General features: G+C 56.6%; 12 protein-coding genes. 11 read left to right on the top strand and 1 reads right to left on the bottom strand.

Annotated elements, in window-relative coordinates; genetic code table 11:
• Positions 1-134 precede the first annotated feature (134 nt).
• The 7 genes from M6D81_RS09510 (at position 135) to M6D81_RS09480 (ending at position 7,559) form a co-directional block, all read left to right on the top strand.
• Positions 135-1,835: a DNA repair helicase XPB gene (locus tag M6D81_RS09510; RefSeq protein ID WP_262676633.1), complete on the top strand. Its 1,701-nt coding sequence runs from the start codon at positions 135-137 to the stop codon at positions 1,833-1,835.
• Positions 1,832-3,784 carry a helicase-associated domain-containing protein gene (locus M6D81_RS09505; RefSeq protein ID WP_262676632.1) on the top strand — a complete coding sequence of 651 codons (1,953 nt, stop codon included), beginning with the start codon at positions 1,832-1,834 and terminating at the stop codon, positions 3,782-3,784. The genes M6D81_RS09510 and M6D81_RS09505 overlap by 4 nt, the downstream gene beginning before the upstream one ends.
• Before the next feature lie 69 nt (positions 3,785-3,853).
• Positions 3,854-4,342: a YlbF/YmcA family competence regulator gene (locus tag M6D81_RS09500; protein WP_262676631.1), complete on the top strand. Its 489-nt coding sequence runs from the start codon at positions 3,854-3,856 to the stop codon at positions 4,340-4,342.
• 46 nt (positions 4,343-4,388) lie between these two features.
• Positions 4,389-4,652 carry a YlbG family protein gene (locus M6D81_RS09495; RefSeq protein ID WP_262676713.1) on the top strand — a complete coding sequence of 88 codons (264 nt, stop codon included), beginning with the start codon at positions 4,389-4,391 and terminating at the stop codon, positions 4,650-4,652.
• A 451-nt stretch (positions 4,653-5,103) separates the two neighbouring features.
• On the top strand, positions 5,104-5,541 hold the full coding sequence (locus M6D81_RS09490; protein ID WP_262676630.1) for a hypothetical protein: 438 nt from the start codon (positions 5,104-5,106) through the stop codon (positions 5,539-5,541).
• Positions 5,542-5,739: 198 nt separating this feature from the next.
• On the top strand, positions 5,740-6,651 hold the full coding sequence (locus tag M6D81_RS09485) for a selenium metabolism-associated LysR family transcriptional regulator (protein WP_262676629.1): 912 nt from the start codon (positions 5,740-5,742) through the stop codon (positions 6,649-6,651).
• Positions 6,642-7,559, top strand: coding sequence for a PHP domain-containing protein (locus M6D81_RS09480; RefSeq protein ID WP_262676628.1), 918 nt, complete (start codon positions 6,642-6,644; stop codon positions 7,557-7,559). Before M6D81_RS09485 ends, M6D81_RS09480 begins: the two co-directional genes overlap by 10 nt.
• 425 nt (positions 7,560-7,984) lie before the next feature.
• Here M6D81_RS09480 and M6D81_RS09475 read toward each other — a convergent pair whose 3' ends face one another.
• Positions 7,985-9,796 carry an Rqc2 family fibronectin-binding protein gene (locus M6D81_RS09475; RefSeq protein ID WP_262676627.1) on the bottom strand — a complete coding sequence of 604 codons (1,812 nt, stop codon included), beginning with the start codon at positions 9,794-9,796 and terminating at the stop codon, positions 7,985-7,987.
• A gap of 157 nt (positions 9,797-9,953) precedes the next feature.
• On the opposite strand from M6D81_RS09475, the gene M6D81_RS09470 reads away from it, so the two are divergent.
• The 4 genes from M6D81_RS09470 to remA all read left to right on the top strand — a co-directional run bounded on the left by M6D81_RS09470 (position 9,954) and on the right by remA (position 16,014).
• Positions 9,954-12,740 carry a calcium-translocating P-type ATPase, SERCA-type gene (locus M6D81_RS09470; protein ID WP_262676626.1) on the top strand — a complete coding sequence of 929 codons (2,787 nt, stop codon included), beginning with the start codon at positions 9,954-9,956 and terminating at the stop codon, positions 12,738-12,740.
• A 114-nt stretch (positions 12,741-12,854) separates the two neighbouring features.
• A complete protein-coding gene (dapF, locus tag M6D81_RS09465; protein ID WP_262676625.1) occupies positions 12,855-13,694 on the top strand; it encodes a diaminopimelate epimerase in 840 nt (279 codons plus the stop codon).
• A 2-nt stretch (positions 13,695-13,696) separates the two neighbouring features.
• Positions 13,697-15,580, top strand: coding sequence for a bifunctional homocysteine S-methyltransferase/methylenetetrahydrofolate reductase (locus tag M6D81_RS09460; RefSeq protein ID WP_262676624.1), 1,884 nt, complete (start codon positions 13,697-13,699; stop codon positions 15,578-15,580).
• Positions 15,581-15,753: 173 nt separating this feature from the next.
• The gene (remA, locus tag M6D81_RS09455) at positions 15,754-16,014 is read left to right on the top strand and encodes an extracellular matrix/biofilm regulator RemA (protein ID WP_005548256.1); all 261 of its coding nucleotides are present in this window, start codon (positions 15,754-15,756) and stop codon (positions 16,012-16,014) included.
• The last annotated feature ends 22 nt before the right edge of the window (positions 16,015-16,036 follow it).

Below are 16,036 nucleotides of genomic sequence, written 5' to 3'. Positions count from 1 at the left end.
CGTACAAGGGCTGCCAGCGGGTTCAGACGGCCGGGAAGAAAGCCGAGAATAGGGAAATCTAGCCCCTTGAAGCATAAATGATACGCATTTTTTTCATACTGAGTGACAGGATGGTGTGGAAAGGTGGAATTGAAATGAAGAGCGGAGGCGCGCTAATTGTGCAATCCGATCTGATTGTGCTGCTGGATCAGAGGTACGGTGAAGCGGAAGCGGCGCGAGAGCTTCTGCTTCGCTTCGCGGACGTTGTCAAAAAGGCGGGCATGCTGCATACGTACCGGATAACGGCGATGTCGGTCTGGAATGCGATGACCTCCGGCATGCGCTACGAAGAGATGGCGGAAGGGCTGCGGACGCATGCCCGTTTCGGAGTTCCCGCCGCAGCGGAGGCGTCCATCCGGCTATGGGCGGTCAGGTTCGGCAGATTGAAGCTTGCCAGCCGGAACGGGCGGCTTGTTCTAACCGGCGACCAAGAGATTATGGGACAACTGCAGTCGTATACTTCGCTGTCGGAATGGATATTGCAGCGAAGCGATGAGGGCTGGCACATCGATCCCGCCAGCCGTGGTGTATTGAAGCAGGAACTTACAAGGCTTGGCTACCCTGTTCTGGATACGGCAGGTTATAAGCGGGGCGAAGAGTTAGCTGTACAATGCCGCGAACTGACGCGCGGCGGCGTCCCGTTCCGTCTTCGCGACTATCAGCACGAGGCAGTGGAGCGATTCACGGCAACGGAAGGCTTCGGCGGGGGAAGCGGCATCGTCGTATTGCCTTGCGGTACGGGGAAGACGATTGTGGGGATCGCAGCGCTGGCCGCGATGAGCGCGGCCACGCTTATCTTGACCTCCAGCGTTACCTCGGCAAGTCAATGGAAGGTCGAGCTGTTGGAGCGGACAACGCTGGGGGATGAGGAAGTAGGCCTGTATTGCGGCTCGCACCGGGAGGTTCGTCCCGTCACGATCGCCACTTACAATATTTTGACCCATCGCAAGGCGAAGGCGGATACATACAGCCATATGAAGCTCTTCTCCGACCGCAATTGGGGTCTCATTATATACGACGAGGTACAGCTGCTGCCGGCGCCCGTCTTCCGGATGACCGCGACTATTCAGGCTACGAGGAGGCTCGGGCTGACAGCTACGCTTGTCAGGGAGGACGGCTGCGCGGAGGATGTGTATTCCTTAATCGGGCCCAAGCTGTACGATATGCATTGGAAGGCGGCTGAGGGCAAGGGACATATCTCAACCGTTCATTGCACAGAGATACGGCTGCCGCTCTATACGGGGCGAACGGTCTACCATGCGGCAAGCGGGCACGAACGGCTGCGGATCGCAGCCGAAAATCCGGGCAAGCTTGACGTCGCAGAACAACTGGCAAAGCAGCATGAAGGGGAACCGACGCTTGTAATCGGCCAGTACTTAAGCCAGCTGCACGAAGCGGCGGACAAGTTGAACGCCCCATTGCTGACGGGAGAAGTTCCGCACACGGAGCGTGCCGACATCTATGAACGATTCCGCAATGGAGAGATCAAGCTTCTCGTTGTATCCAAGATCGCCAATCTTGCCGTCGACTTGCCTGACGCCACCGTAGCGATTCAATTGTCGGGGAGCTTCGGTTCCAGGCAAGAGGAGGCGCAGCGAATCGGGCGCTTGCTTCGGCCCAAGCAATCGGGCAATACGGCAAGGTTCTATTCTCTTGTGACGGAGGAGACGAAGGAGACGGAGTTCGCATTGAAGCGCCAGCTCTTCATGCTGGAGCAAGGTTATGATTATACGCAATGGCGAGCTGCGGAAGGAAGCGGCGAGCAGTGGACATTTCAGGAGGTGGTCAAGACATGAGGCTGGCAGAGATATTGAAGGGGCTTGACGATGAACACAAGCGGGAATATGCTTCTTCCCCGCTATGGGAAGCCGCCCTGTCTCTCTCGGAAGAGCAGGGCTGGGAGAAGGCTCTGCTTGATCCGGTGACGGTGTGCAGGCTGAGAGACGTTCTTCCTCCGCTGGCCGATCAAGCGCTGCGCTATATGCTTCAACAGTTCGGTGCACAGCCGGTGCCGGAGGAGAAGCTCGTGAAGGAGATATGCACGACAGCCGCTCTGACAGGCTCGGAATGCGAGGAGGGGCTGAACAGTCTTCAGCGGGCCGGATTGCTCTATACTGTAAGCAAAGTATGGGGGGAACGCATCTGGTTCATGCCTCCGGAGCTGTTCCTTCTGTGGTCGCCTCTGTTGTTCCCGCGCAATGCGCGGTCGATTGATGATGCTGACCGGCATGCTTGTCATGCCGCAGAGCGAACCTCCAGCCTGGGACGGAAGCTGCTGTACACATTGTCGATATTAACCAAGAGCGATACGCTGCTGGTGGCGGACGGCGCCTTGTCCAAGAAGGTTATTGATAAGCTCAAGCCCGTTGCGATAACAGAGGAGAGGCTGCTGTTGCCATTCGGATTGCAACGCATCGCCGGAGACCGTTATCCGCTTGGCGTCGCACTGCTGCTGGAGGCAGGCAGTCATCTGGGGCTTATCGGCCGACGAGGCCAATCTCTGGAGGTGAATGGCGAAGCGTTAGAACGATGGCTCGCACTTCCGGCGGTCGAGCGTGAAGGGCAACTGCGAGCATGGCTGTGCGCGCTGCTGCTCGGCGCTGCGGGAACGGGCGGGCATACCGCCGCCGCGCTGATGGCTTTGTCGCGAGACATATGGTATTCCAGCGATTGCGATAGTCCGGTCATGGGGCAGACGGCGGTCAATCCGGAAGGAGCATACGATGGCCTGCCCCAGGCCGAGGAGGCCTGGTGCCGCATATTCCATGCGATGGGCTGGATGGAGCTAGCGCTTATGGAGCATCATGAAGCGGAAGAGAAGGGCTTGTTGTTCCGGTGGCTGAATGATCTGGATGAAGAGGGGGAAGTCATTATTCAGCCCGATGGCGAGGCGATCGCTTATCCCGATTGCAGCTTCAGGGCCAGATGGGAGCTTGAGCGCATAGCGGAGCGCACCAGCGACGGGGATGTTGCCGTCTACCGGTTGACTTCGACTTCCATTGCGGGAGCAGTCGAGCGGGGGATGACTTGCGATTCCATCATTGCCGCTCTTACGGCGGCCAACGGCGGAGAGAGCCTTCCCCAGTCTGTCCATGCGATGGTGAACGAGTGGAGCGGCCGCGCCTGCCAGTATTCGTTCGCTGAGGTGATGCTGCTGCGGTGCCAGTCGGAGGACAGGGCGGAGCTTGCGGCTGCGCATCCCGATATTGCCCCGCTGCTCTTGCAGCGGATCGGACCTTGCGACTTCTTGGTTCGCACAGCCGATATCGCCGTGATCCGGCAAAGTCTGAAGAAGCTGGGCTATCCTGCGCGCCGGGGGATAAGCAACCTCGCTTCGGAGCAAGAGGAACGGACTTCTGCGGAGAACGCCGAGATGATCTTTCTTCACGAGCGCGATCCCATCCGCCACTTCCGGCTGGCAGCTCCGTCCGCCGCCCAGCATGCACCGCGGCTGCTGCCCGGGACAGAGCGGCTGCCGGTAATGTGGTGGCAGCAGTTCCGCACCTATCACTTGTCAACACGCAAGGAGATGCTGGAGCATGCCATTCAGCTGAAGACGTCGGTGGAGCTTCAGGTGGACGAGCAAGTCAGAAGCTTTATCCCGCATCGTCTGGAGGAGAAGCGGGAAGGGTGGCAGGTCGTAGGCGTGCTGAGAGATAGCGGAAGTCGGGAGCCGGTGGCGCTGCAGCCGGAGCAATGGTCCGGTATGAAGCTTGTCTTGCCAGGGGGAGGCAAGCGTATATAAACGCTATCGCTATGACGTATCACTATGTTATGATAGGTAGGAAGCGAGAAAGGGAAAGAGGGTGGATGCATGTCGGTTGCCGGTTCTTATGCGGCAGTTCCAGTCCATCAGGCAGAAGGAGGCGTGTCTTCGCTTGACATGGCATCATTGATGCTGTGTGCTTATGAACTGGGTGATTGGATTAACGCTTCGGCAGAGGTTGCCGATTATTTATATTGGAAGCAGCAGGTATGGGGAGATCAGGAGGCTGCGGAACGCCAGAAGCACTTTTTGAAAGTGAGGGAGACCTTCGAGGAGTGCCAGCGATTCGGCCGCTTCCATCCGGATTATCATGCCGCCAAGGATGCGATGAAGGAAGCCGAGGGCAGGCTGAACGAGCTGGAAAGCGTACGGCGCTATAAGGCGGCGGAGCAGATTGTCGACGAGATGCTGCATGAGGTGTCGGAGCTGATCGCCAGATCGGTATCCGAGACGATCAAGGTGCCGGGCAATGAGAAGGCGGCAGGAGGCTGTGGAAGCGGCGGGGCTTGCGGCTGCGGAAGCGGCGGCTGCGGCTAGGTCGGTTCCCGGGAATGAACGGACGGCAAGGAGGGGAGCGAAGAGGATGTTACCGGAGCGAACGGGATATATTGTATGGGTGAAGGATATGAAAGCGGCTAAAAATTTGGAGAGGTTCGGCACGGTACACTATATGTCGAGAAAGCTGCATTACGTCGTTCTCTACACGAACAGCGAGCGTGCGGAAGAGGCGCTGAAGCAATTGAACAAGCTCTCCTATGTCCGCAAGGTGGAGCGATCTTTCCGCAATGAGATCAGAACGGAATACAGCAAGGATATTGAAGATAAAACAAGATTTTACTCGTTATAACGAGGTAATCAGTTAGGAAGCTTCTGCTGCATTTTTGCGGCGGAAGCTTTTTTTTGCCGCATATGCGTATAAATTTTCGAGATGCTCGACATCCAAAATTCTTATTGACGATAAAACCAGCCTTATCCTTCCGAAGCGAGTTTGCTTTGCAAACTTTAGGTCGATCATCTTCGAAAAGCTTCGATAGAGGTTTTCTCACCGTCAATAATAAATTAGTTAAGTTTACCGAGATAGAGATAGCAAGAAATTCTATTCCACAATAATACCAACGTTTGAACGTGATCACGCATCTTCGAAAAGGAACGATAGAAGTTTACTCACCATAAAATTTACTTATATTTACATATTTGGCCCGACTTTATTTTATTGTTGAAAAATCGGACAATCATGGTAGAATGAAACTAGCACATAGGATAAAAGCCCTGGTTCCTTGGGAGGAGTGGGTTGGAAAATGAAGGATAGAATGACGAGAAGATGGAGTACATACGAGTCGTTTTATGTGGAATTGGGTGACAAAAAGGTCGTAGATGTAATCATCACCAACCACGCCAAAAGCCGCTGGATGGATCGGATTGAATCCGAGAAAACCGGCTACGAGGATATTGCGGAGTATGTATGGGACTGCTTGAAGCGAGGACGGATCGAGCCGTACTACCGCAATGAACAGGATGTATATTTAATAGACGACGACTTGGTGTTTGTAGCCGAATTTGCGGATTCCTTAACTGAAACGGACCTCCTCGGCAACCCGTTGCAAAAGATGATCGTTGTTACTTTTTTGGGCCGGATGTCCGAGACAATCGAGCTGAGAGACTTGAAGTCCTATTACTCCTGGCTCAGGCATTCCAGACGTATGACGCTGGTGAAGAACAGCCGTAAACGGAAATAATCTCGTTACTCAGTATATGTTAAGTAGGACCTCATTCCTACCCCCGGATATGGCGGAGGATGAGGTCCCTTTCCTTTTTCATGAAGCAGCCTGCGCTGTTGGGAGTGTTGAGACTGTTGAGACTGTTGAGATTGCTTCTTCTTTTTGCCCATTCGGCGATATAGTATAATGTAATGAAAGAGAAGGGGTGATTGCACAATGGCACTTAATTTCCATCAATTGCATATATTCTATACCGTGTCTGAACGGGGAAGCTTCTCCGCTGCAGCGCAGGCGCTCCACATGACGCAGCCGGCCGTCACGATGCAGGTGCAGTCGCTGGAAGATTACTTCGGCACGAAGCTGCTGCAGCGCTCGACCAAGAAGATTGAACTGACCGATGCAGGGAGGGCGCTGCTGCCTTACGCGAGGCGAAGCATAGACCTTATTCGCGATACCGACAAGGCGATGTCGGCATTCACCAAGCAGCTGAAAGGGAAACTTCAGCTCGGAGCCAGTCTGACGATCGCTGAGTACATATTGCCGAGACTTCTCGGGCCTTTCGGAGCAGAGTATCCCCATGTCTCCATTAGTCTGAAGGTGATTAATACGTCGCAGATCGTGGAAGAAATATCGAATCACCAGCTCAACTTCGGATTGATTGAAGCGCCCGTCAACCATCCCGACATGCATATGGAGCCGGTCATGAGCGACGAACTGATACTGATTGTTCCATGCGGCCATCCGCTGGCGGAGAAGGAAACGGCAACGATGGAGGAGGTGCTGAAGTATCCGTTCGTCTTGCGGGAGCAAGGGTCGGGAACGCGGCAGGTGATGGAGCAGCAGCTGCAGCAGAGGGGGATTGAGCCGGCTTCCTTGAACATCGTCATGGAGCTGGGGAGCACGGGGGCTGTGAAGTCTGCGGTCGAAGCGGGACTCGGCGTCTCCTTTCTGTCTGCTTCCTCCATTAAGCATGAAGCTGCGCTTGGACTGATCAAGAAGGTGAAGGTGGCGGATATGACCTTCAAGCGCCAGTTTTACTCTATTTATTTGAAGTCGGCCTTGCTGCCGATATCGGCCGTGACGTTTTTAACATTTTTGCGAGAGAAGGATCTTCAGCAATGGCTATGACTACAAGGGATAGGGCGGATCTGCATACGCATACGACGGCCTCTGACGGCCGTTACCCGCCGGCGCAAGTGGTACGGCTGGCTCTTGAAGTCGGCTTGCGGGCTGTGGCGATAACGGACCATGATACGGTGGCGGGAATCGGGGAAGCGCTAGCGGAAGGGCGGCGCCTCGGCATCGAGGTCGTTCCGGGAGCGGAGCTGAGCACGGAGCTGCATGGCATCGACGTGCATATTCTGGCTTATTACACCCGCAACGAGGACGCCTTGTGGCTGAACAGGCTGGCGGAGCTGCAGGGCGTCAGGGACAGGCGCAACGAGCAGATTATAAGCCGGCTGAACGAGCTCGGCGTACCGATTACGATGAATGAAGTGCGAGCAGCGGCGGGAGCGGACGATCGCAATGTTGCTGGCAACGCCGCTGGCGGCAATGGAGAGGACGCCGGGAAGCGATCGGCACGAAGCATCGGGCGTCCGCATATAGCAGAGGCGCTTGTCGCTGCAGGTGCGGCGGAGTCGGTCAGGGACGCCTTCGATCGTTATCTGGCCTCCGGCGCGGCGGCTTATGTCAAGCCGGTCCGGATAACGCCACAGACGGCTGTCAAGTGGATTGCCGATGCAGGAGGGGCAAGCGTGCTCGCTCATCCCGGCTTGTACCGGAATGACGAACTTGTGCGCGAGGTGCTCGCTTGCGGCATTCATGGCGTGGAGGCGTTCCACTCCGACCATGGTCCGGAGGAACAGAACAAGTATATGGCGATGGCAAGCGAGCGCGGCTTGATTGCGACGGGAGGCTCCGACTTTCACGGCGAGCGGCTTGGCTCGACCTATCACGGAGCGCTGGGGGCAAGGTCGGTGCCTGTGTCCGTGCTTGAGGAGCTGAAGGCGAAGGCTGGTCTGAGAGACAGGTAACCCTCATCTTTGTACGATTTATCGTACAAAAGTGGCAGACCGACAATGGAAAGCGGCGGCTTTGTACGATTTATCGTATAAAAGTGGCAGACCGACAATGGAAAGCGGCGGCTTTGTACGATTTATCGTACAAAAGTGGCAGACCGACAGTGGAAAGCGGCGGCTTTATACGATTTATCGTACAAAAGTGGCAGACCGACAATGGAAAGCGGCGGCTTTGTACGATTTATCGTACAAAAGTGGCAGACCGACAGTGGAAAGTGGCGACTTTGTACGATTTATCGTATAAAAGTGGCAGATTAGCAGTTGGGAGTAACGAAGGGAAAAACCTCTGTATCCACGAAAAGAGTGGAAGCAGAGGTTTTTTTTTCTTGTTGCGGGCATAGATCGTTAGCGAAGCCTAATGGCTTCGTCCAGCTGACCTGCTACTTCACTTCCGACGGGAGAGCCTTCAGCCGCTGCTCGTCAGGGGTGATAAACAGCGTCTTCTGGTTGTCGTAAATGACAAAACCGGGCTTCGCGCCGCTAGGCTTGCGTACATGGCGAATGAGGGTATAGTCGACCGGAACCATGCTGGAAGCTCGTGCCTGGCTGTAATGTGCTGCCAGCATTGCCGCTTCCTCCAGCGTAGCGTCGCTGTACTGCGAGCTCTTGATCAGAACGTGCGAGCCGGGAATATCCTTCGTGTGCAGCCACGTATCGGAGGAAGCGCCCAGCCGGTTGGTCACATATTCGTTCTGCGTATTGTTCTTGCCGACATAGATCGGAATGCCCTCCGAGGATGTGTAGACAAGAACGGAAGGCCGCTGCGGCTTCTTCTTGCGAGGCCCCTTGCGGCTGCGCTCCCTCATGTATCCTTGCGCGACCAGTTCGTCGCGTATTTCCTCAATATCCGCCAGAGATGCGCTATCCAACTGCTGCAGCAGCGTATCGAAGTACCGGATCTCCTCCTCTGCCAGCTCCATCTGCTCCGCGACGATGCTTAGGCTATTGCGATGCTTCGTATAGCGGCGGAAGTAGCTCTGCGCATTCTCCGACGGCGTTAGTCTCGCGTCCAGCCTTATCGTCAGCTCCGGCTGATCCTCCTCATAGAAGTTCAGAAGCGTGACCGACTCGTCGCCCCGCTTCATCTGATGCATGTATGCCGTCAACAGTTCGCCCATAATCCGGTATTTCTCCGCATCGCGTGCTTCGTGCAGCGTTTCTTGCAATTTCTTGATCTTGGTTACGTTCTTCGCTTTCTCGTTGCCGACGAAGCGAATCAGGTCGGCCGCACGCTGCTTAACCGTATCGCGCTCGGCCTTGTCGCCGTAGAAGGCTTCCAGACATTCGCTTATCGTATCGTAATTGTCGCGTTCTCCCTGGATATGTGTGAGCGGCGTAATCGAGAAGCTGGCTTTGCCGTTGGCCGCATCCGTTACGATGACAGGCTCGTAGCTCCCTTGCTCCGCTTCCTTCATTACTTGACTGAAGCTGGACCATAGTGCCTCCGTCTCAATCAGCGAACCGTCAATCCCCGCTTCAGCGGTCATCCCCTCAGGCTGCAAGCATGGCTGCTCCGCCGCGCCGCCGCTGGCCCGGTATGCAATCTCCTTCGCGAGCAGAGGGCTGATGCCGCTGAAAGTGTGCACGAGCGCGCGATGCACCGGGACGGGAGCTTCTTCGGCAGCGATACGCGAAGCGATCAGCTTGCCGAACGCTTCCTTGCTGCCGACGGACAGCGGGTCGATCTTGTCCTGCTCCGGCGGAGGCGTATAGGCGCTGCCCGGAAGCACAATTCTGTGGCTGCTGATCGCCGGCGTGACATGATGGATGCCGTCGTGAATCAGACCGGTGGCCGGATCTGACAATATGATGTTGCTGTGACGCCCCATAATTTCTACGATAATCGCTTTGTTCGTCTGATCTCCCAGCTCATCGCGATGCTTGACCTCGATATAGATGATCCGCTCGCGCCCGATCTGCCGGACGGATTCGATGACCCCGCCTTCGCAATGCTTGCGGAGCAGCATGCAGAACATGGGCGGTTCAAGCGGATTGACGTAGCTCCCCGTCGTCCAGTGAACGCGCGGATAGGTCGGGTTGGCGGACAGGAGCAGTCTGCCGTTCATGCCCGCGCCCCTGATGCCGAGAACGAGATCGTGTTCTGCGGGCTGGTGAATTTTATGAATGCGCGCTCCGACCGCCCGCTGCAAATCGCGGACGATGGCGCCGGTAACGATGCCGTCTAGTGCCATATGATATAAGTACCTCTCTTCCAGCAGTATGATTCTATCATGCCATAATCGGGACAAAAACTTAAGTGCTTCCGGGATATTTTATAGGCTGTCCGAATAGAGTGAAGTATCGGGGCTGTCCGAAGTCTGGATGGGTATATTACGGGAGGGAGTCAGTATGGAACAAATGAAATGGCACCAGATGGGACTAAGCGAGCTGCAGGAGGCGCTGGATTGCTATCCGGACGGAGGGCTGCATGCATCCGAGGCCGAGAAGCGGCTGGAGACGCAGGGCTACAATGAATTGACCGAAGGCGCTCGCTTGTCGCCGATCGTGCTGTTCCTGAATCAGTTCAAGGATTTCATGGTGCTCATCTTGATGGGCGCCACGCTCATATCGGGACTGCTTGGCGAATATTTGGATGCCATTACGATCGTCGCGATCATCGTGATCAACGCCGTGCTTGGATTCATCCAGGAATTCCGGGCTGAACGTTCGCTAAGAGCGCTTAAAGCCTTGTCCGCACCGTCGGCGAAAGTGATGCGCGGCGGCCAACTGCTGACTGTGGCGGCGAAGGAACTGGTCGCGGGCGACATGATCGTGCTGGAAAGCGGAGACCGTGTGCCGGCCGATATTCGGCTGATGGAGGCCAGCAGCCTGTACACGGAGGAGTCCGCGCTCACCGGCGAGTCCGTTCCCGTCGGCAAGCATGCAGGCGCGATTCAGGAGGAGGAGCTGCCTCTCGGCGATCAGCGCAATCTGGCCTTCATGGGAACGATGGTTACTCGCGGCACAGCCAAAGGCGTCGTCGTTCGCACCGGAATGCGGACGGAGATGGGGAAGATCGCGGGACTGATCCAGGAGACGGAAGCGATGGAGACGCCGCTGCAGCATCGCCTGGAGCAACTCGGCAAGCTGCTTATACTGGTGGCGATCGGCCTGACGATTATGGTCGTAGTCGCGGGGATTCTTCACGGACAGCCGGCATACGGCATGTTCCTGGCCGGCGTGAGCCTGGCCGTAGCCGCCATTCCGGAGGGGCTGCCTGCCATCGTGACGATTGCGCTGGCGCTGGGGGTGCAGCGCATGATCAAGCGCAAGGCTATCGTACGCAAGCTGCCTTCCGTCGAGACGCTGGGCTGCGCGTCCGTCATCTGCTCGGACAAGACGGGCACGCTGACGCAGAACAAGATGACCGTTACCGATGTATGGATTAGCGGCAGAGCGCTGAAAGTAAGCGGAGAGGGCTATGCGCCGGAAGGAGACATTACCGAGAACGGCCGGTCGGTCGACTGCAAGCATGATTTGCCGCTGAAGCGGCTGCTGCAGATTAGCGCGTTGTGCAACAACGCCCAATTGGTAAGGAATGAGCAGGAAGAGCCGAAGCGGCGCAAGCGGGGGGAGACTGCCCCGGAGGAATGGTCGCTCAAGGGCGATCCCACAGAAGGGGCGTTGGCCGTGCTGGCGGCCAAGCTGGGCTCATCGGCCAAGTCGCTGGAAATGCTGTATTCACGCGTGAAGGAGTTCCCGTTCGATTCTGAGCGGAAGCGGATGTCGGTCGTCGTCTCCCATCAGGGCGGTCGGTTGCTCTGCACGAAGGGGGCGCCAGACATCCTCATGGAGCATTGCGCTTATGTACTGTGGGACGGCAAGGTGCTTCCATTCACCGCCTCCCTGAAGCGGAAGTGCAGGGAAGCGGCGGAAGGCATGGCGCATTCGGCGCTGCGCGTGCTGGGCTTCGCTTACCGCGACTTGCGCAGCGCGGACTCCTGTGAATCCGAGCGGGAAGCGGAGAATACGCTTGTATTCGTGGGACTGGCAGGCATGATCGATCCGCCGCGCCGCGAAGTGAAGGATGCGATTGTGAAGTGCCGCCGCGCCGGCATCAAGACGGTAATGATCACGGGCGATCATGGCATGACGGCGGAAGCTATCGCCGCGAATCTGGGGATTATTCCGCGGGGCGGGCGCTCGATAAGCGGCCAGCAGCTGGAGCAGATGAGCGACGAGCAGCTTGACCGCGAGGCGGATGATATCTACGTGTACTCCCGCGTATCTCCGCAGCATAAACTGCGTATTGTAAAGGCGCTGCAGCGGAGAGGGCATGTCGTCGCCATGACGGGCGACGGCGTGAACGACGCTCCGGCGATTAAGGCGTCGGATATCGGCATTGCGATGGGTATAACAGGAACGGATGTGTCCAAGGAAGCTTCGGCGCTCGTACTGAGCGACGATAACTTCTCTACCATTGTCGCCGCGATCGAAGAGGGGAGAGGCATCTACGAGAACATCCGCAAGTTCATCCGTTACTTGCTGGCGTCCAATGTGGGCGAGATACTCGTCATGTTCCTGGCGATGATGGCGGGACTGCCCTTGCCGCTTGTGCCGATTCAGATTCTGTGGGTCAATCTGGTGACGGACGGTCTGCCTGCCATGGCGCTGGGTGTCGATCAGGCGGAGAAGGATCTGATGCAGCAGAAGCCGAGACCGGCGAAGGAGAACATATTTGCAAGGCGGCTGGGCTGGAAAATTATTAGCCGAGGCATTCTGATCGGCATATGCACGCTGGGCGCATTCTGGATTACGCTCAAGGAAGGGGCCGGAGACGCCGAAAGCCTGACGCGGGCTCAGACGGTCGCTTTTACCACACTTGTCATGGCCCAGCTCATTCATGTGTTCGACTGCCGCAGCTCCCGCTCGATCTTCCACCGCAATCCGCTGCAGAACAAGTATTTGGTGCTGGCCGTTCTCTCGTCGCTGCTGCTCATGCTGGGCGTGATTTATATTGAAGCGATGCAGCCGATATTCAAGACCGTACCGATCGGCTTCCGCGAATGGTGTCTGGTGTTTGTAGCGGCGGGAATACCGACATTTCTGATGGGAATAGGCAGTGTTCTTGGGAAACCGGGCAGCAAAAGCAAGAAATCGAAGTGGCCGATCGGCCCTCAAACCGTGTCCAGATGACGGAATAATGCAAACGATCGTGTAAAATATGAATAGCGTTTCTCTCTCTCATGCGGTATGCTATATAGAAATGACAAGCTGAGGTTTGAGCCTCTACAAGGGGAGAGAGCATATATGAAATTCACAAAAATGCACGGCTTAGGCAATGATTTTATTGTAGTGGCGGGAGAGCGCAAGCTGCCGGACAATGCTTCGGAGCTGGCGCTCTCCCTGTGCAACCGCTACTTCGGCATCGGTGCCGACGGACTCGTCTACATTCTGCCTTCCGAGAAGGCAGATTTTTGCATGCGCATTATGAATTCGGACGGCACGGAAGCGGAGCAATGCGGCAATGCGATCCGGTGCGTCGCCAAATATGTATACGACAACAGCTTGACCGATCAAGAGGAGATTACGATCGAGACGCTCGGAGCGGGCGTGCAGAAGGTGCAATTGACGGTGAACGGGGGCAAAGCGGAGAAGGTTCGCGTCGACATGGGCGCTCCGATCTTGAACGGGCTTGCCATCCCGACTACGATCGACGCGGAGCGAGTGGTGGAGCACCCCATTGAAGTGGAAGGCCGCACATTCGCCTTCACAGCCGTGTCGATGGGCAATCCGCACTGTGTTATTGCGGTAGAGGATGCGGTATCGTTCGATCTGGAGACGTGGGGACCCAAACTGGAGAAGCATCCGTTATTCCCGCGCAAGGTGAACGTGGAATTCGCGACGGTCAACAGCCGCAGCCAAGTCGACATGCGGGTATGGGAACGCGGAGCGGGACCTACGCTGGCATGCGGCACGGGGGCTTGCGCTACGCTCGTCGCTTCCGTACTGAAGGGCGAGACGGAGCGAATTGCCACCATCTCCTTGAAGGGCGGCGATCTGCTGATCGAATGGAGCGAGAGCGACAATCACATCTATATGACGGGACCGGCCGAGGAAGTATTCCGCGGTTCGGTGGAAGGAGTATAGAGATGGGCAGAGAGGACAAGGCAAGACTTCCATTCAGACAAGCTCTGCAAGAGCGCATATTGGTCGGAGACGGAGCGATGGGAACTTATCTGTACGGGATGGGATTCCCTGTCGGCATATCATATGAGGAATTCAATGTCACCCGGCCCGACGTGATCGGGAATGTGCACCGCCAATACTACGAGGCGGGCGCGAGAGTGATCGAGACCAACACATTCTCCGCCAACCTGGAGAAGCTGTCGAAGTACGGGCTGGAGGGCGAGATGGAGGCAATCAACCGCGCCGGCGTCGCATTGGCTCGCGAGGCGGTCGGGAACGACGCGTATGTAGTGGGCGCAGTCGGCTCCATTCGCGCCGGCAAGCTGAAAAATGTGAGAACGGCGGCCGTAACGGAAGCGTACCGGAGACAAATGCATGCGCTGCTGGACGCGGGGGTCGACGGCTTGCTGCTGGAGACGTTCTACGATCTGAAAGAGATGGCGATCGCGCTTCGCGTCGCCCGCGAGCTGACGGACGTCCCCGTCATTTGCCAATTCGCAGCGGAGGATGTGGGCCGCACGCATGACGGCATCGCGCTTGCCGACGCATTCCTGCAGCTGCAGGAAGCGGGGGCGGATGTAGCCGGCTTCAATTGCAGAAGCGGTCCAAGCGGCATTATGCGCGCAATGGATTCCGTCAGAGGGCGCACTTCGCTGCCTATGTCCGTCTACCCTAATGCCGGCATACCGGATTATGTGGACGGCAAGTACGTATACTCCGCGGGGCCGGACTACTTCGCGGAATCCGCCAAGCGCTTCGCCGATCGCGGCGCCCGCATTATCGGCGGCTGCTGCGGCACGACGCCGCAGCATGTGGCGGCGATGGCTGCGGCACTGGCGAATTATGAACCGCAGCTCGAAGAGAACGCCGGACGACGGGAAGCGATCGTATTGGAGGCGCCTGCGAAGGCCGAGCCGGCAACGGCAGAAGCAACCGCCGATCATGACGAGGCTGCGCCGACGATCGTCGATCTGGTGAAGCAGCGTCATACGGTAATCGTCGAGCTCGATCCGCCCCGCGATCTGGATATCAGCAAGTTCATGGCCGGAGCGGAGGCGCTCAAGGCAGTGGGGGCCGATGCGGTGACGATGGCGGACAACTCGCTTGCGGTTACCCGAATGAGCAATCTGGCGCTTGCGGCGCTGCTTCGCGAGCGCGTCGGCATCCGTCCTCTGATCCATATCGCTTGCCGCGACCGCAACCTGATCGGTACGCAGTCGCACATGATGGGACTTGACGCGCTGGGCATCGACCATGTGCTTGCGGTGACGGGAGATCCCGCCCGCTTCGGAGACTTGCCGGATTCCAGCTCGGTGTACGACTTGACCTCGTTCGAGATGATTCGAATGATCAAGCAATTGAATGAAGGAACGGCATTCAGCGGCAAGCCGCTCAAGCAGAAGGCCAATTTCGTCGTCGGGGCGGCGTTCAATCCCAATGTGAAGCATCTGGACAAGGCGGTGCAGCGACTGGAGCGGAAGATCGCATCCGGCGCCGACTACATTATGACGCAGCCGGTATACGACGCCGCGCTTATGGAACGGATCGCAGAGTCTACCAGTCATCTGGATGTCCCTCTATTTATCGGCATCATGCCGCTTGCGAACGGACGCAATGCGGAATACTTGCACAATGAGGTGCCCGGCATTCAGCTGTCGGATGAAGTGCGCCGCCGCATGTCGGGACTGGAGGGAGAAGCCGGCCGCGCGGAGGGCGTCCGGATCGCCCGGGAGTTGTTGGACAGCGCCATTCCGCATTTCAACGGCATCTACTTGATTACACCGTTCATGCACTACGACATGGCTGTGCAATTAACGTCATACGTATGGGAAAAAACGAAAAAATAATGAGCCTTGCGGCATAAATTCATCATTTCTTCTTGTTTTTGCTTGTTCGGAGCTTTAAAATCAATTAGAATAGGGCGTAGGCTGAAGGGAATAGAAACGTATGCTCTTTCCTTTTTTCGTCAACAATAGTGCAATAATGCGCAGAGATAGACCGTAGGTGAGGGGGATCTGGCTTGGCTATTAAGCTTATTAATATTGGATTTGGCAATATTGTTTCGGCCAATCGCATTATATCTATCGTAAGTCCGGAATCGGCTCCGATCAAACGCATTATTCAGGAAGCTCGCGACAGGCATATGCTTATTGACGCAACTTATGGACGCCGCACGCGTGCGGTCATTATTACAGACAGCGATCATGTTATTCTATCGGCGGTGCAGCCGGAGACGGTTGCGCACCGTCTATCCACGAAGGATGACGATAACGACGAATAGTACGGTACAGGGAGCATTGAAC

This window comes from Paenibacillus sp. J5C2022, assembly GCF_025567625.1.
Lineage (GTDB): Bacteria > Bacillota > Bacilli > Paenibacillales > Paenibacillaceae > Pristimantibacillus.
Note: the sequence above shows the minus strand (reverse complement) of the source record. Positions and strands in the feature narration are given on the sequence as shown.

Excerpts from the sequence above, each read along its gene's own strand:
- M6D81_RS09510 (WP_262676633.1), top strand. The coding sequence starts at position 135 with ATGAAGAGCGGAGGCGCGCTAATTGTGCAATCCGATCTGATTGTGCTG.
- M6D81_RS09505 (WP_262676632.1), top strand. The coding sequence starts at position 1,832 with ATGAGGCTGGCAGAGATATTGAAGGGGCTTGACGATGAACACAAGCGG.
- M6D81_RS09500 (WP_262676631.1), top strand. The coding sequence starts at position 3,854 with ATGTCGGTTGCCGGTTCTTATGCGGCAGTTCCAGTCCATCAGGCAGAA.
- M6D81_RS09495 (WP_262676713.1), top strand. The coding sequence starts at position 4,389 with ATGTTACCGGAGCGAACGGGATATATTGTATGGGTGAAGGATATGAAA.
- M6D81_RS09490 (WP_262676630.1), top strand. The coding sequence starts at position 5,104 with ATGAAGGATAGAATGACGAGAAGATGGAGTACATACGAGTCGTTTTAT.
- M6D81_RS09485 (WP_262676629.1), top strand. The coding sequence starts at position 5,740 with ATGGCACTTAATTTCCATCAATTGCATATATTCTATACCGTGTCTGAA.
- M6D81_RS09480 (WP_262676628.1), top strand. The coding sequence starts at position 6,642 with ATGGCTATGACTACAAGGGATAGGGCGGATCTGCATACGCATACGACG.
- M6D81_RS09475 (WP_262676627.1), bottom strand. The coding sequence starts at position 9,796 with ATGGCACTAGACGGCATCGTTACCGGCGCCATCGTCCGCGATTTGCAG.
- M6D81_RS09470 (WP_262676626.1), top strand. The coding sequence starts at position 9,954 with ATGGAACAAATGAAATGGCACCAGATGGGACTAAGCGAGCTGCAGGAG.
- dapF (WP_262676625.1), top strand. The coding sequence starts at position 12,855 with ATGAAATTCACAAAAATGCACGGCTTAGGCAATGATTTTATTGTAGTG.
- M6D81_RS09460 (WP_262676624.1), top strand. The coding sequence starts at position 13,697 with ATGGGCAGAGAGGACAAGGCAAGACTTCCATTCAGACAAGCTCTGCAA.